Below are 15320 nucleotides of genomic sequence, written 5' to 3'. Positions count from 1 at the left end.
CCCACTCGCCTGCCCTCCTGCCATGACCCGCCAGCGCTTCGTCCTGGATAATCTGGTTTTCGACAGCTAGGATGGTCCACCCGTGGCAGCCCAAGAGTCGCAGTCCTGGGGCCACCGCCTGTGGCCCGCGGCGACGTTCCAGTTCGCCCTCATCGCTGGCGTGACGCAGCTGAAGACAGCTGCCAACGCACTCGTGTTGTCGCGCTTCGAGTCGCACATGATGCCCTACCTGTACCTGGTGGGCGCATTGCTCGTGGCGACGCTGACGCTGTTGCCGCGCCGGGAGCCGGATGCGCGCAGCGAGTCGCTCAGCGTGCTCACCGGGGTGGGCGGGCTCATCGTGCTGGGGCTGGCCGCGGGCGTGTCCATGGGCCAGCGGATTCCGGCGGTGGTGCTGTACCTCTTCGTGGACGCCTTCACGACGGTCATCTCCCTGCGCTTCTGGGGGCGGATGGCGTCGGCCTTCGACGCGCGCGAGGCACGGCGGGCCTTCACCGCGCTCAACGGCGTGGGCATGGCGGGAGGCATGCTGGGCGGTCTGCTGGTGCAGGGACTCGCCGAGCGGCTCGGCACCGCCTCCATCATCGTGGGCGGCGCGCTGTCGCTCTACGCCGCGGGAGTGGCCTTCCACTTCCACCACAGCGAGGCACCGCAGCCCGCGCGCACCCGGCGCATGGCCCCGTCCGTGGCGGCCTGGGAGTACCTGTCCACCAGCAGCTATGCCCGCGTGCTGGCCGCGCTGGGCGTGAGCTTCGCGGTGCTGTCCTCCTTCGTGGACTACCTCTTCCGGCTGCGCGTGGAGAACACGCTCAGCGAGGACGGGCTGGCGGCCCTCTTCGGCTCGCTGCAGCTGTGGATCGGCCTGGTGTGCGTGCTCTTCCAGTTGCTGGTGGCCGAGCGGCTCCTCAAGCGGCTGGGGCTGATGAGCTACCTGGCGCTGCTGCCCGGGGCGATGGCGCCGCTGGCGGTGGCCTCGCTGCTGACGAAGGAGCTGTGGCCCGTCCACCTGCTGCGGCTGCTGGAGAACGCGGTCAACTACTCGCTGCTGCCGGTGGGCGTGCAGCTGTTGTACGCGGCGGTGCCGGACGAGGAGCGCGAGGCCCTGCGGGGCGCGGTGGACGGGCTGCTGCGCAAGGGCGGAACGGTGCTGGCCGGTGTGCTGCTGATCGGCGCGGGCCGCGAGGCCAACGGCGTCACCATGGCGCTGGTGGTGGTGGGCGTCTGCGGACTGCTCGGCGTGCTGCTGCTGCGCCTGCGGCCGGCCTACGTGGAGGCGCTGGGCGAGCAGGTGGGCGCCCATGGCGAGGACGACGAGGAGCTGGGCCGCGAGGATCGCCGGCTGCTGGTGGAGGCGCTGGGCTCGAGCGCGCCGGACCGGGTGCTGCACGCGTTGGACATGCTGGCGGAGGAGGGACTGCCGCTGCGGCCCCACCTGCCCGTGCTGCTGCACCACACGCACGAGCGGGTGCAGGAGCGCGCGGTGGCCCTGGCGCTGGAGCTGGGCGCCACCGAGACGGCCCCACAGCTGGAGCAGCTGGTGACGCAGGGCGCGCGGCGGCCGAGGGACAGCGCCGTGGGCGCGTTGGCGAAGCTGGCGCCGGAGCGGGCGGAGGTGCTGCTGCCGCCGCTGTTGCAGAGCCCGGACGTGGGGCTGCGCTGCGCGGCCGTGGGGGCGTTGCTGAATACGCGGTGGCACGCGTCGGCGCTGGTGTCGCTGGGAGCGCTGACGGCCCGGGGCTCGCAGGCGCCGGTGTTGGATCGCCGCGAAGTGGCCCGGCTGTTCGGGCGGCTGAAGGACCCGAGCTACACGCCCATGCTGACGCCCTACCTGAGCGATCCGGACAGCTCGGTGCGGCGCGTGGCGGTGAACTCCGTGGGCGGGGGCGGCTACGTGAAGCTGGCGCCCCGGCTGCTCACCTTCCTCACCTGGCGCGAGGAGCGGCGCGAGGCGCGCGAGGCCCTGGCCACGCTGGGTGACGAGGTGACGCCCCTGCTGGAGGCGACGCTCAACGATCTGAGCGCGCCGCTGGCCATGCGGCTGCAGGTGCCGCGCGTGCTGCGCCTCATCGGCACGCCGGGGGCGCTGCACGCCCTGCTCTTCTCCAACGTGCGCGACGATGCCCGGCTGCACTTCCGCATCGGCGCCGAGATGTCCCGCCTGCGCGACGAGCACCCCGAGCACCCGGTGGACGAGGATCGCGTGCGCGAGGCACTGGGCCGGCGGCGCGAGGTGTACCGCGCCCTGGTGGAGCCCTTCCGGGATCTGCGCGTGGAGCTGGGAGACCACTCGCTGCTCACCCGCGTGGCGGGGGATCGGCTGGATCAGGCGCTGGAGCTGTCCTTCTTCCTGCTGGGCCTGCTGCATCCGCCCCACGTGATGCGGCGCGTGCACCAGCAGGTGGCGGGCCAGGACTCGCGGCGGCGGGCGTATGCGCTGGAGCTGCTGGAGACGCTGACGAACGAGGAGGACCGGGGGCTGGTGCGCGAGCAGGTGGAGTCGCACCACCGGGATCTGCCTCCGGGCACGACGGGCCAGTTGGAGGCGCACCTGGCGTGGCTGTGCCGCAGCGAGGATGTGGTGCTGCGCGCGTGCGCGCGCTACGTGGCGGGCCGGATCGGCATGGATCTGCCGCCCCCGCAAGAGGGAGACATGAGCCAGGCGACGGTGCAGAAGCTGTTCCTCCTCGAGGAGGTGCACGTCTTCTCGCAGAGCGACGTGGACGACGTGGCGGCGGTGGCGGCCATTGCCCGCGAGGCCCGCTTCCGCGCGGGCGAGCGCGTCTTCAGCCAGGGAGATCCGGGAGACGCGCTCTACGTCATCATCGAGGGCGCGGTGGACGCGCGCAGCAACGGCGAGCACGTGCTGCGCATGCGCGCCAAGGAGACCTTCGGCGACCTGAGCCTGCTGGACGGCGCCCCCCGCCCCACGGACGCCATCGCGGTGGAGGACACGCGGGTGCTGGTCATCGACCGGCGTGACTTCCTGGATCTGCTCGCGGACCGCCCGGAGCTGCTCACCGGCTTCTTCCGCGCGGTGACCCAGCAGCTGCGCGCCGTCATCAACGCCTCCGAGCAGACGCCGCTGAGCGGAGCCCACGTGGTGGACCTGCCGAAGGAGGAGCAGCCCCCTCCGCCGGAGGAGCCGAAACGCTCCCTGGCGGGCTGAAGGCGGACGGGGGAACCTCAGGCCTCGCCCGTCAGCCGGTAGTACGCGTGGGGCCGGTGCAGGCGGATGACGGTGCGCGCGAGGGGGTTCATGTCCCATTTGATGGGGATGGGCTCCACGACGAACCCCATGTCATCCTTGAACTGTGACAGCTGGGGAGACTCGCGTGAATCCAGGCCTCCCACGAAGGTGTGGACGTTCCCGAGCCTGCGGCAGATCTGCGCGAACTCGAAGATCAGTCCGGTGGAGATGTTGGTCGGCAGGGCCCACGTGGCGTAATACGCGTTGAACCCATACGCGATGCCCTCCACCCCGTAGCCGTCCAGGTACCCGCCCAGCCTGCCATCGACGAGGCCGGCGAGGACACACCAGTGGTCCGACTGGAAGTACTTCCTCACGTCCGCGGCATACTGCTCACGGGTGGGGATTCTCTTGTGCCGCGTCCGGGAGAGGGCATCCATGACGAGCGCGTAGCCCTGCTCGAGCAGGAGCGCGGGTCCGGTCAGTTGAACGATCCGGACGAGCCTCTGACATTTCCGCAGCTTGTTGCGCCGGTTCGAGGAGAGGCTGTCGAGCTGATAGCTCCCGAGGTCCGGTAGCCGCACGACGGGAACCTTGCCGTTCGCGGAAGCGGAGGCGTCCGGGGTCAACGCCGCCCGGTAGCCCCAGCTCAACGGCGTGGGGCGGGTCGCCTCCTCTGGAGTCAGCCGCGCCAGCAGGTGCACGGGCTGGAAGAACCCGGGCGCTCCCGTCTGCTCCCAGTAGTGCTGACCGTGTTGGACGATGCGCGCGCCCTCGTTGCGCCGGCGCTCGGCGAGCTCCCGCTCCGTGAGTACCGCGAAGGTGGCCTCCGAGGAGTCACGCACCTGGGAATCCGACATGGCCTCCAGACCTTTCCGGCAGACACAACTGCCCATGTCATGCCGCACGTGAAAATAGTCAGGATGTGGCTCTTGGTTAGCGCCCGGGCGGGCACGGCTTCGTCGTGGAGGCGGAAATCGAGACAACGGATTGTGGAGTTGCCGATGTCCACCTGAACCCGAGGGCCATCGCCGCGAGCGGCACCCTGTATGGCTTTGTTGGCTCACGCCCTACGGAGCACGGAGAAGGCGCGCCGGGACGCCCACCACCACCGCCCGGGGAGGAACATCGGCGAGCACCACCGCGCCAGCGCCAACCACCGCATCGTCCCCCACGCTCCTGCCCGGCAGGATGGAAGCACCCAGGCCCACGTGGGCCATGGCTCCGATCCGCACCGTGCCCCCGAGTGTGGCATTGGGCGAGAGATGGGCGAATGCACCGAGCTCGCAATCGTGCTCGACGATGGCGCCACTGTTGACGATCGCCCCCTCTCCGACCCGGGCGTCTGGATTGATGACGGCCTGGGCCATGACGACCACACCCGCGCCGAGCCGGGCGGATGCCGCCACCGCGGCGGACGGGTGGATCAACGTGACCGGCACCAGCCCCAACGTCTCACACAAACCGTGAATGCGGCGCCGCGCCTGGTTCTCCCCTATCCCCAGTGCGACCCTGACATCGGACCGGCGTGCCTCGAGCCAGGCCGCTCCACCCAGGATGGGCAGACCGAGAACCCACCCTCCTGGCTGGACCCCGTCATCGACGAAGCCCTCGACGCGCAGGCCGCGGGCCAATGCGATGTCGGCGACCACCTTCCCGTGGCCTCCACAACCATAGACGACCAGCCTGGCATTCTCTCTCTTCTGCTCCACGGGCCACTCGCTCACTTCCATTCAGGTGACCCTCCTCGAAGTGCACGCGCTCGGGGGTGGCTTGGAACTGGCGCCCACGTGTTCCACCCTCTCCTCAGCAGTCGGAGCAAGGGGGGGGAAAAGGAATGGCTCAAGGGGAGAGTGGAGGAGTGCTTCCCGTGGTCGAGCGTCCCATGGTGCACGTGGCGCACGGCCATCCTTGGTCGCCACGTCTGCGCTCGTCGCTCATGCTCCTGTTGGATGCGGCGATCACGGCGGGTTCTCTCTTTTTCGCGGTATTGCTGCGCTTCGATGGGGAGCTGCCCACGCGCTGGCAGGTGGCGCTCGAGCACCGGCTGCCCCTGCTGCTCACGGCGCGGCTGGCCACGCTCGTCTGGTTCGGCCTGCACCGCTGGTCGTTCCGCAACTCCAGCCTCAACGAGGCGGGCCGGCTCGTCCTGGCCAACGCGGTGGCCACCATCCTCTTCGAGGCGCTCCGGTCCTTCTTCTACTTCGAGCCCCTGCCTCGCTCGGTGATCGCCATCGAGTTCTTCTTCACCACGGCGCTGATGGGGGCCCACCGGTTCGCCCCGCGGCTGACGCGGCTGTGGTACCTCGATCAGCGGCGCTCGCGGGCGCGGGGCACGAAACGGACGATCATCGTCGGCGCCGGCTGCGCGGGAGATCTCCTGCTGCGCGACCTGCTGCGCAACCCGGGCAGTCCCTGGCACGTCGTCGGATTCGTGGATGACGACCCGGCCAAGCGCCGCACCTCGCTCAATGGCAAGCCGGTGTTCGGCCCCATCGACACACTCCCCGAGCTGGTGACGAAACACCGGGTGACCCAGGTGCTCATCGCCATCCCCCGGCTGTCGCCGGAGCGGATCCGTCACATCCTCAAGCTGTGCCAGCAGCGCCAGGTCAGCTTCAAGATCATCCCGGCCTCCTTCACCTGGCTGGACCGGAAGATCACCACCGCGATGCTGCATGATCTCAGCCCGGAGCACCTGCTGCCCCGGGATGAGATCTCGTTCGATCAGCAGGAGGTGCACAAGCTCGTCTCCGGCCGCCGCATCCTCGTCACCGGGAGCGCCGGCTCCATTGGCAGTGAGATCGCCCGCCAGGTGGCGGCGCACGAGCCCGCCTCCCTGGTGTTGCTCGACATCAACGAGAACGAGCTCTACTTCCTCGTGCGCCAGCTCCAGGAGCGCTACCCGCGGCTGCCGGTGAGCGCCATCGTGGCGGACATCCGGGACCTGGACCGGTTGATACGCGTGGGCAAGGAGCACGCGCCGCAGTACGTGTTCCACGCGGCCGCGCACAAGCACGTGCCCCTGATGGAGGACTCGCCGGAGGAAGCCATCAAGAACAACGTCTTCGGGACCCGCAACGTCGCGCGCATGGCGGACGCCTGTGGCGTGGAGCGTTTCGTGCTCATCTCCACCGACAAGGCCGTCCACCCCTCCTCGGTCATGGGGGCCTCCAAGCGGCTGGCGGAGATGGTCATCCGGGACGCCGCGGCCCGCTCGCGCACCGCGTTCACCGCCGTCCGCTTCGGCAACGTGCTCGGCTCGGCCGGCAGCGTGGTGCCCCTCTTCAAACAGCAGATCCAACGCGGCGGGCCCGTCACCGTGACGCACCCGGACTGCACCCGCTACTTCATGACCATCCCCGAGGCCGTGGGGCTCGTGGTGCTCGCGGGCCTGGGAGGCTACGGCGAGCTGTGCATCCTCGACATGGGAACGCCGGTGCGCATCGCCGAGCTCGCCGCGAGCATGATCACCATGGCGGGGCTGGTGCCGGACAAGGACATCTCCATCATCTACACGGGGCTGCGCCCGGGCGAGAAGCTCGAGGAGACGCTGCTGAGCGAGGAGGAGGAGCGCACCCAGCAGGTCCGCAACCGCATCAAGGTGGCGCAGAGCCCCGCCCCTCCGCTGGACTTCCAGGACCGGCTCGAGCACCTGGGGCGCGCGGCACATGCCGGTGACACGCTCGGCGTGAAGCTCGCCCTGCGCGGCCTCCTCCCGACGTACACCCCGGACAAGCTCCCGGTGTGACAGGAGCCGCGGGCCCTCAGCGCCGCGGCGCGCGGTAGGCCGGGAAGTAGCCCTCGCCGGGGCGGTCCCCCGACAGCTCGGCATACACCTCCGGATGGCAGATGATCTCATGGGTCTGGAGGCGGAAGACGGCGTTCGCGAAGCCACGCTTGAACTCCTCGAGGCTATCGCCCGGCTGGATGCCTCCCCCCAGGTTGAGCGGGAGCCCCAGCCGGGTGCAGAGCTCGACCAGTGCCGCGAAGACATTCTTGGCCGGCGAGCGTGACAGGAACACGTCCGCCGTCCCGCCGAGGTAGTAATGCAGCACCCCGTCGCTGGAGACACCGATGGCCGCGGAGGCGACCTGGCCATCCGGTGCGCGCGCGGTCGCGAGCCAGGCCCCGGGTGAGGAGAACAGCTCCTCGAAGTAGGCGTCCGGGAAGAAGTAGCGGGCGCTCGCTCCGTCGCGGACCATGGTCTGCCGGTAGACGTCCTTGAAGCCCTCCCGCTCCTCGCGCGAGGCCTCGCGCGCCGGACGGAAGGCCGGCACGAAACCCAGCCGCAGGTTGCGCTTGATCTGCCGGCGGTGCATCTCCCGGTACTGGATGGGCAGACGCGGATCGATGAAGAAGACCTCGTTGCGCGCCGTTCCCCCCGCGAAACAGCGGGGACCGGAGACCCGGTCGCGCACGAAGATGCTGACGAGCCCGGTGGCTCTCCAGTCCACCTCGTCCTTGGGCAGCTCGCTCAGCCCGTCCAGCACCCCGCCAGGAAAGCCATAGGGAGACACGGCATCGAGGTAGGGCGTGCCCTCGATGGGCCGCACGATGAGCGGGAGCCGCAGTGCGCGTCCCGAGACCGACTCGATGACGAGCGTGTGCGTCACCCCCTCGGCACGCAGGTGGTGCGCCGAGCGGAAGTAGTCCTCCGATCGGGCCGCCCTTCCCTCGTCGGAGAGGAGGACGGCCCTCGGTTTCATCATCGTCATCATGCCCGCACTACCCCCAGGCTCCGCGTTTCCAATGACATTTCAAGGTAACAGATCGCGCGGACGAGCGGTTTCACCCCCTGGGACGTGATGGATGTCACACGTTCATCACCCGCCTTCCCCTGCCGCGATCTGACTTGCACAGGACGAAGAGCCTGCCCCCCGGGGTCCTTGCCGCGCAATCCCATCCAAGCGAGGGTTCCGCCCATGCAGCCCAATCGCCTGTTCATCTTCAGCCCCTCGGCGTTCCAACCCGCTGGACATCAACAGTCGTACCTCACCGGCCTGGGCGAGGCGCTCGCACGCCGCAGCGTGGAAGTGCATGTCCTTGGCCTGGCCGGAAGCGTGAGCTACCCCTCGTCCATCGTCCCCCACCGCGTGGGAGAGGACATCCCCATCGAGTCCCGTGTGGCCTGCCGCCAACGGCTGGGGCCCCTCGGAGATGTGGCCTGGGGCACCGCGCGCATCAAGCGCCAGGTGGGCTTGATGAATGAATTGCAACGCGTGCACCAGCACCTCGGAGCGCCGCCGCTGCTGTTCGAGACCTTCGAGTATTTCTCGCTGGCGGCGCACCTCGCACGGGCGCCCCGATCCCAGCGGCGGGCCTGCATCTTCCACGACACCAACTTCAACATGAAGCACGCCTCGAGCATCGCGGGCACCTACAAGCTCCTCGCGCGCCCCTTCGCCCGGCACATCCTGAAGAGCGTGGATCGGGCCTTCGTGCATGCCGCGGGCATGAAGGAGAACCTGCTCGAGAATGTCGACCCGGAGCGGCGCTACACCGACAAGATCGAGGTGATTCCCTATGGCGCCCCCCACCCCGGCACCATTCCACGCCTGGACAAGGCCACCGCCTGCGCCGAGCTGGGCATCACCGTGCGGCGCAAGCTGGCACTCGCCTTCGGCACGCTTCGCACCGACAAGTGTTTCCGTCTGGTCTTCGAGAGCCTGGCGCGCAGCCCTGAATGGGATCTGCTCGTCGCGGGCCCCGAGGGCGACGTCTCCTACCGGGAGCTCCAATCCCTCCGCGATCAATACCGGCTCCATGAGCGGGTCTGGATGTTCCCTGGCTTCATCGGCCTGGACGAGCACCGCAAGTTCTTCGGGGCCGCGGACGCCGTGCTCAACATCTACGACGAGAACATCCGTCACGAGAGCGGGACGGCACAACTCGCCAGATCCTTCCTGCGCCCGGTCATCGCGGGTGGACCGCCAGATCTCCACCGCTATGTGAGCGAGACGGGCGCCGGCTGGTCCGTGAAGCCCCTGGGGGCCGGCCAGCTCTCCGAGGTCCTCGGCATTGCCGCTCGTCTCACGGAGCACGAGCGCACGGCCATGGAGCAGCGCATCCACGCCGCGGCGGTCGAGCGCTCGTGGGATGCGGTGGCCTCCCGGGTGCTCACGGCGCTGAGCAACTAGGCGGGGACGCCTGCTCCGCGCATCTCGCCCGAGCAGGCAGGCCCATGTCAGTGTGAATCATCTCCGAGCGAAACCCATCCTGGGGTCTTCTGCGGAATTCGATGTGTATTCACACGTTCCTAGGGGGCCTGAACGCAATCCAGCGTTTCATTGCATCCCAGGGTCACAGTCCGCTCAAGCGGGCGGTTGCTCCCCCAAGGAAACCATTGATGTTTGACTTCTGCCGTAGAAGCACACGTGGCCTGGTCATGTCCTCGCTGTTCTCCCTGTCCCTCCTGCTCGGAGTGGCCTGTGGCCCCGGCGGAGAGATGGAATACGCCGGCGAGGAGATGGCGCCCACGAGCAACGAAGAGAACACCGACGCGAGCGCCGAGGTGAGCGCCGCGATCCCCGACGACAGCGCCGAGAACCCCGAAGCGGGCCTCGCGAGCCCCGAGGAGGACCTCGGGAGCAGCGAGCAGGGACTCATGGCCACGGCCGCGCTCCCGCCCACCCCCGCCGGACTTCGCTCCGTGGCGGACTGGGAGAAGCTGTTCCTGCACATCTGGGAGGTCACCCACACCAATGACTGGCTGCCCAGGAGCAAGTCGCTCGACAGCTACCAGTTCTACAACCTCGGCTACGGCATCGACGGCAACACCGCGATGTACCGGGCCAGCGGGAAGACCCAGTACCTCGACCGGGCCCTGCTCTACGTCAACAACATGGTCAACAACGCCAAGGTCTCCTCGTCGCTCTCCACGAGCCGATTCAAGGACTCCTACCTGGGCTGGACCTCGCAGGAGTCGGGAACGAAGGGGCAGGAGGTTGCGCTGTGGGAGAGCTACTGCTGGCGCTACGTCACCCGCCTCCTGCGCGTCATCCGCGAGACGCCGGAGCTCTACACCAACGCGAAGTACCGCGCCCAGTATGACCGTCTGCTCGCCTTCACGGAGAAGAACATCTTCGAGAAGTGGTACAAGCGCGGCGCGAACGCATACATCTACCGGAGCCGCACGCATATGGCGTCGCACTGGGCCTACATCGCCCTGGACCTGGCGCGCATGACGGAAGACCCCGCGAAGAAGTCGATGTACTTGACGGTCGTTGACAACATCAACCGGCACCTGCCAAACGCAGCCTCGTCCCTGCGCCAGCAGATGAAGCCGAACCCGGCCAACCCGGCGGCCTACTTCTGGAGCGACGTGTGGGGCTCCTCGGCCCGGCCCGGACAGGACGTGCCGCATGGCAACGGCGTGCTCGCGTACCTCGTCGAGGCCCATGACGCGGGCATCGAGTGGACGGACGACGACATGCGCAAGTTCGTCACGACGCTCAACACCGTCCTCTGGCCCGGGACGGGCAAGTACAGCAACTACGTCGATGGCTCGGGGACGGGCGCCGGCTGGTTCAGCGACGGCTACATCAAGCTCGGCCGCTACGATGCCAACCTCCAGCGCCGCATCGAGGCCCACACCGTGGGGCGGACCATCCAGTTCTACGGCAACGGCGCGCTCAACGCCCGGCTGCTGTCCGAAGCGGCCGCCCGGTGAAGTAGGCGAGCCAACACAATCCCCCCCCTCCCGCCCGAGTGCGCGGGAGGGGGCACGAAGCACAGGCTCCTGGCCGCGCGGAGTGAAGCACCCTGCCCGCGTCCAGGAGCCCTCCATGTCCCAACGCATCTACCTGTCCTCGCCTCACCTGGGCACGCTCGAGCGCGGCTACGTCGACGAGGCCTTCGCGAGCAACTGGATCGCCCCGCTCGGCCCCCACGTCGACGCGTTCCAGGAGGAGTTCGCCCGGTGCGTTGGAGCGCCCCACGCGCTCGCGGTGAGCTCCGGCACGGCCGCGCTCCACCTGGCCCTGCAGTTGGTGGGCGTCGGGCCGGGAGACGAGGTGCTGGTGAGCACCCTCACCTTCTCGGCCTCGGTGAACCCCATCCGCTACCTGGGGGCGGCGCCCGTCTTCATCGACAGCGAGCGCACCTCCTGGAACATGGATCCCGCCCTGTTGAGCGAGGAGCTCGAGGCGCGCGCCCGGTCCGGACGGCTGCCCCGCGCCGTCGTCGTGGTCCATCTCTACGGGCAGAGCGCCGACCTGGATCCCATCCAGACCGCCTGCGAGCTCCATGGCGTGCCACTCGTGGAGGACGCGGCCGAGGCCCTGGGGAGCACGTACAAGGGGCGAGCCCCGGGCACGCTGGGCCGCGCCGGCATCTACTCCTTCAATGGCAACAAGATCATCACCACCTCGGGCGGAGGGATGCTGGTGTCGCACGACGAAGCGCTCATCCGCCACGCGCTCAAGCTCTCCACCCAGGCGAGAGATCCCGCGCCGCACTACCAGCACTCGGAGCTCGGCTACAACTACCGCCTCAGCAACGTGCTGGCGGCCATTGGCCGCGGTCAGCTGAGGGTGCTGGAGGAGCGGGTCGCCGCGCGGCGCAGGAACCATGCCTGCTACGCGCGCGCCCTGGCCGGCGTGCCGGGGATTTCGTTCATGCCCGAGGCCCCCTGGGGGCGCCATACCCGCTGGCTGACGACGCTGACGATCAATCCGGCGCTCTTCGGCGCGGACCGGGAGGCGGTGCGGCTGGCGCTGGAGCGGGAGAACATCGAGGCCCGGCCCGTGTGGAAGCCCATGCACCTGCAGCCGGTCTTCGCCGGCTTCCCGCGGCGGGGAGGCCAGGTGGCGGAGGAGCTGTTCCAGAACGGGCTCTGCCTGCCGTCCGGCTCCAACCTCACCCAGGAAGAGCTCGCACGGGTCGTGGAGGTGGTGCGGGCCGTGCCCCGGGAACTGGCCTCGCGGGTGGGCCGCTGAGCCACGTGGCCGCGCTCACGCGGCGTGCGGCCCCACGGGCGCCCGGGCCCTGCTCTTCCGCCTCCACTGCCGGTAGAAGCGCAGCGCTGGCTGCTCGACGAGGTAGGTGATGGCGGTGGCCAACAGGAGCGCGATGGCGAGCGCCGCGGCGATGGAGGCCTCCGGCCGCCATCCCGCCCTCTCGAGCCGCAGGATGACGAGGTAGCCGATGTTCTGGTGAACCAGGTAGAGCGGGTAGGAAATGAAGCCGAGGAACAGGAGGGGCCGCCACGTGAGCCAGCGCATGCCTCCCGTGGAGAGCGCGGTGGCGATGCCGAGGACGCTCGCGAGCACGAGAACGGAGGTGGTGCTCCCGACGAGCAACTCGTGCGCGAGGCACGTTCCGGCCAGCGCGAGCGCCAGGGGGAGACGGACCTCGCCCCGGCTGCGCTTGAACGCCAGCACACCGAGCGCGAAGAACTGCAGGTGCGGCCGGCCAGCGAAGCGCGCGGCATCCGCCATCCCCATCGCCTGGAGACCCAGCTCGAACAGGGTCTGCGCGGCGACGAGTGCGATGAAGATGGGAATGACCTTGTCGAGCACCCGTGCCGACAGGAGCACGAGCACCAGCGCGTAGAACGTCAGCTCGACCGTCAGCGTCCAGTACACGCCGTCCACGTGCGGAACCCGGAGGAACTCCTGGAACATGGTCAGGTTGACGAAGGCCGCTCCGGGACCGACCTCGCGGTGCGGCAGGCCGAACACGCTCACCCCCGTGAAGGTGAGCGCGAGACCCGCCCAATAGGCCGGGTAGAGCCGGGCCACGCGGCCCACCAGGAACTCCCGGGCCCGCGCGACGCGCTCGAGCGACATGAGGATGACGAAGCCGCTGAGCGCGAAGAAGAGCTGGACGCCATACTTCCCGAAGGGCACCTGCACCCAGGGGGGCACGGAATGCCCGTAGCTGTGGTCGTAATGGGTCGTGTAGTGGAACAGGACGACGCTCAGCGCCGCGATCCCCCTGAGGGCGTCCAGCTCCACCAACCGCGAGGGCCTGGCTCCCGAGGCTTCGTGAGGGGCATTCATGAGCTTCCACGCTTTCTCACGCGGAGTCGCGTACCTGCGCCGCACCGCCGAGGAACTTGAACATCGTCGCGTTCCCCGCGTGGGAGATGCCCTCGCGCTGGATGACCCGCAGGAGCGTCAACACGAGGATCTTCAGGTCCAGCGCCAGGCTCCAGTTGTCCACGTACCAGACATCGAGCTGGAACCGCTCGTCCCACTCCAGGGCGTTGCGCCCATTCACCTGGGCCCAGCCGGTGATGCCCGGGAGCACGTCGTGGCGCCGCGCCTGCTCGGCGGAGTAGCGCGGCAGGTACTCGACGAGCAACGGGCGTGGGCCCACCAGGCTCATGTCGCCGCGCAGCACGTTCCACAACTGCGGAAGCTCGTCCAGGCTCGTCGCGCGCAGGAAGCGCCCGGTGCGCGTGAGACGCTGCTCGTCGGGGAGCGGGTTGCCGTCCGCGTCCATCGCCTCCCGCATGGTGCGGAACTTCACGAGCTCGAAGATCCTTCCACCCCGGCCCGGGCGCCCCTGCCGGAACAAGACGGGTCCGCCCATGGTGGCCCGGATGCCCAGCGCCGTAGCGGCCAGGACCGGAGCCAGGCACACCAGCCCCACCGCCGCGGTCAGCCGATCGATGCACCGCTTGAGGAACAGTCCCGTGCCCACCTGTCGTTGCATGTGCCCACCCTCCCGTGTCCCGCGGAACTCCGCGCTCAGCTCCGCCCCAGGCAGAAGTAGGTGAAGCCGCGCGTGCGCATCCGCTCCGGCTCGAAGAGATTCCTGCCATCGAAGATGAGGGGCACCTTCATGAGGTGCTTCAGGCGCTCGAAGTCCGGCTCCCGGAACTCGTTCCACTCGGTGACGATGAAGAGCGCGTCGGCGCCCTCGGCCGCCGCATAGGAACCGGGTGCGTAGGTGATGCGGTTGCCGAACACCCGCCGCGCACTGGCCGTTGCGACAGGGTCGTACGCGACGATGCGCGCGCCCTTGGCCAACAGCCCCTCGATGAGTCCGATGGAGGGGGCCTCCCGCATGTCGTCCGTCTTCGGCTTGAAGGCCAGGCCCCATACGCCGAACTGGAGCCCCTCGAGCGAGTGGCCGAAGTGGCACACCGCCTTGTGCACGAGCAGCCGCTTCTGCCGCTCGTTGGTGCGCTCCACCGCCCGCAGCAGCTCGAGCTCGACGCCAGCCTCCCGCGCGGTGGCCCCGAGCGCACTCACGTCCTTGGGGAAGCAGCTCCCGCCGTAACCCACGCCCGGGAAGAGGAATGCCGGCCCGATGCGCTTGTCCGTCCCCATGCCCCTCCGCACCATCTCCACGTCCGCCCCCACCTTCTCGCAGAGCCAGGAGATGTCATTCATGAAGGAGATGCGGGTGGCGAGCATGGCGTTGGCCGCGTACTTCGTCAGCTCCGCGCTCGCGGCATCCATGAAGAGGATGGGGCTGCCCGTGCGCACGAAGGGGGCATGGAGCTCCGCCATCACGGCGCGCGCCCGCTCGCTGTCCGTCCCGATGATCACCCGATCCGGCCGGGTGAAATCGTCGAGCGCCGAACCCTCCTTGAGGAACTCGGGGTTGGAGACCACGTCGAAGTCCACCTGGGTCACCGCGGCGATGGTGCGCCGGACCCGCTCCGCCGTGCCCACCGGGACGGTGCTCTTGTCCACCACGACGGTGTACTGCCGCAGGGCGCGTCCGATCGCCTCCGCCGCGGCGAGGACATAGCGCAGATCCGCGCTCCCGCTCTCGCCCTCGGGCGTGCCCACCGCGATGAAGACCACCTGGGCCTTGCCCACGGCGCCTTCCAGGCTGGTGGTGAAGGAAAGCCGATTCTCGCGCACGTTGCGCGCGATGAGCTCCTCCAGTCCCGGCTCGTAGATGGGCACTTCGCCCGCGCACAGCCGGGCAATCTTCCCAGCGTCGACGTCCACGCAGACCACGTCGTTCCCCGAGTCCGCGAAGCAGGCTCCCGCGACGAGGCCCACATAGCCCGTGCCGATCACCGCGATCCTCATGTCCCCCTCCGCCCTCGCCCCGAGCCGAGCCCCCGACACCACCCGAGCCCCCCACACCACACACTCGGGGCGTGCATGAACGTAGGGGCCGCCCCGCGCGCTCACTACTCCCCCCACGGCAGCAGCCCCGTGTC

Annotated in this window: 11 protein-coding genes; 5 read left to right on the top strand and 6 right to left on the bottom strand. The window is 69.1% G+C overall.

Annotated elements, in window-relative coordinates:
• Positions 1-82: 82 nt before the first annotated feature.
• Complete coding sequence (locus AC16DP_RS41185) at positions 83-3166, top strand: cyclic nucleotide-binding domain-containing protein (protein ID WP_483957016.1); 3084 nt, start codon at positions 83-85, stop codon at positions 3164-3166.
• Between the two features lie 17 nt (positions 3167-3183).
• On the opposite strand, the gene AC16DP_RS41180 is transcribed toward AC16DP_RS41185, so the two are convergent.
• On the bottom strand, positions 3184-4047 hold the full coding sequence (locus AC16DP_RS41180; protein WP_483957015.1) for a hypothetical protein: 864 nt from the start codon (positions 4045-4047) through the stop codon (positions 3184-3186).
• A 210-nt stretch (positions 4048-4257) separates the two neighbouring features.
• A complete protein-coding gene (locus tag AC16DP_RS41175) occupies positions 4258-4920 on the bottom strand; it encodes an acetyltransferase (protein ID WP_483957014.1) in 663 nt (220 codons plus the stop codon).
• A gap of 137 nt (positions 4921-5057) precedes the next feature.
• Between AC16DP_RS41175 and AC16DP_RS41170 the strand changes: the two genes are divergently transcribed.
• Complete coding sequence (locus AC16DP_RS41170; protein ID WP_483957013.1) at positions 5058-6938, top strand: polysaccharide biosynthesis protein; 1881 nt, start codon at positions 5058-5060, stop codon at positions 6936-6938.
• Between the two features lie 16 nt (positions 6939-6954).
• On the opposite strand, the gene AC16DP_RS41165 is transcribed toward AC16DP_RS41170, so the two are convergent.
• Positions 6955-7908 (bottom strand): GNAT family N-acetyltransferase, encoded by a 954-nt coding sequence (locus AC16DP_RS41165; RefSeq protein ID WP_483957012.1) that lies wholly within the window; start codon positions 7906-7908, stop codon positions 6955-6957.
• Positions 7909-8112: 204 nt separating this feature from the next.
• Between AC16DP_RS41165 and AC16DP_RS41160 the strand changes: the two genes are divergently transcribed.
• The 3 genes from AC16DP_RS41160 to AC16DP_RS41150 all read left to right on the top strand — a co-directional run bounded on the left by AC16DP_RS41160 (position 8113) and on the right by AC16DP_RS41150 (position 12126).
• Positions 8113-9327, top strand: a complete 1215-nt coding sequence (locus tag AC16DP_RS41160) for a glycosyltransferase (protein WP_483957011.1) — start codon at positions 8113-8115, stop codon at positions 9325-9327.
• A 248-nt stretch (positions 9328-9575) separates the two neighbouring features.
• On the top strand, positions 9576-10859 hold the full coding sequence (locus tag AC16DP_RS41155; RefSeq protein WP_483957010.1) for a hypothetical protein: 1284 nt from the start codon (positions 9576-9578) through the stop codon (positions 10857-10859).
• Positions 10860-10974: 115 nt separating this feature from the next.
• Positions 10975-12126, top strand: coding sequence for a DegT/DnrJ/EryC1/StrS family aminotransferase (locus tag AC16DP_RS41150; protein ID WP_483957009.1), 1152 nt, complete (start codon positions 10975-10977; stop codon positions 12124-12126).
• A 15-nt stretch (positions 12127-12141) separates the two neighbouring features.
• Here the strand turns inward: AC16DP_RS41150 and AC16DP_RS41145 are convergent, their stop codons facing one another.
• The 3 genes from AC16DP_RS41145 to AC16DP_RS41135 are packed head-to-tail and all read right to left on the bottom strand — an operon-like array spanning position 12142 to position 15186.
• Entirely contained in the window at positions 12142-13191 is a 1050-nt protein-coding gene (locus AC16DP_RS41145) for an acyltransferase family protein (RefSeq protein WP_483957008.1), read from the bottom strand.
• A gap of 16 nt (positions 13192-13207) precedes the next feature.
• The gene (locus AC16DP_RS41140; RefSeq protein WP_483957007.1) at positions 13208-13849 is read right to left on the bottom strand and encodes a sugar transferase; all 642 of its coding nucleotides are present in this window, start codon (positions 13847-13849) and stop codon (positions 13208-13210) included.
• A 35-nt stretch (positions 13850-13884) separates the two neighbouring features.
• Positions 13885-15186, bottom strand: a complete 1302-nt coding sequence (locus AC16DP_RS41135; protein WP_483957006.1) for a UDP-glucose dehydrogenase family protein — start codon at positions 15184-15186, stop codon at positions 13885-13887.
• Positions 15187-15320 lie beyond the last annotated feature (134 nt).

The organism is Archangium sp. (assembly GCF_057119385.1).
The sequence above is the reverse complement of the archived record's forward strand: the minus strand, read 5'-3'. Positions and strand labels throughout refer to the sequence as shown.

What these genes read in the sequence shown, in the direction of transcription:
- AC16DP_RS41140 (WP_483957007.1), bottom strand. Translation starts at nt 13,849, where the DNA reads ATGCAACGACAGGTGGGCACGGGACTGTTCCTCAAGCGGTGCATCGAT.
- AC16DP_RS41175 (WP_483957014.1), bottom strand. Translation starts at nt 4,920, where the DNA reads ATGGAAGTGAGCGAGTGGCCCGTGGAGCAGAAGAGAGAGAATGCCAGG.
- AC16DP_RS41150 (WP_483957009.1), top strand. Translation starts at nt 10,975, where the DNA reads ATGTCCCAACGCATCTACCTGTCCTCGCCTCACCTGGGCACGCTCGAG.
- AC16DP_RS41155 (WP_483957010.1), top strand. Translation starts at nt 9,576, where the DNA reads ATGTCCTCGCTGTTCTCCCTGTCCCTCCTGCTCGGAGTGGCCTGTGGC.
- AC16DP_RS41135 (WP_483957006.1), bottom strand. Translation starts at nt 15,186, where the DNA reads ATGAGGATCGCGGTGATCGGCACGGGCTATGTGGGCCTCGTCGCGGGA.
- AC16DP_RS41145 (WP_483957008.1), bottom strand. Translation starts at nt 13,191, where the DNA reads ATGAATGCCCCTCACGAAGCCTCGGGAGCCAGGCCCTCGCGGTTGGTG.
- AC16DP_RS41160 (WP_483957011.1), top strand. Translation starts at nt 8,113, where the DNA reads ATGCAGCCCAATCGCCTGTTCATCTTCAGCCCCTCGGCGTTCCAACCC.
- AC16DP_RS41180 (WP_483957015.1), bottom strand. Translation starts at nt 4,047, where the DNA reads ATGTCGGATTCCCAGGTGCGTGACTCCTCGGAGGCCACCTTCGCGGTA.
- AC16DP_RS41165 (WP_483957012.1), bottom strand. Translation starts at nt 7,908, where the DNA reads ATGATGACGATGATGAAACCGAGGGCCGTCCTCCTCTCCGACGAGGGA.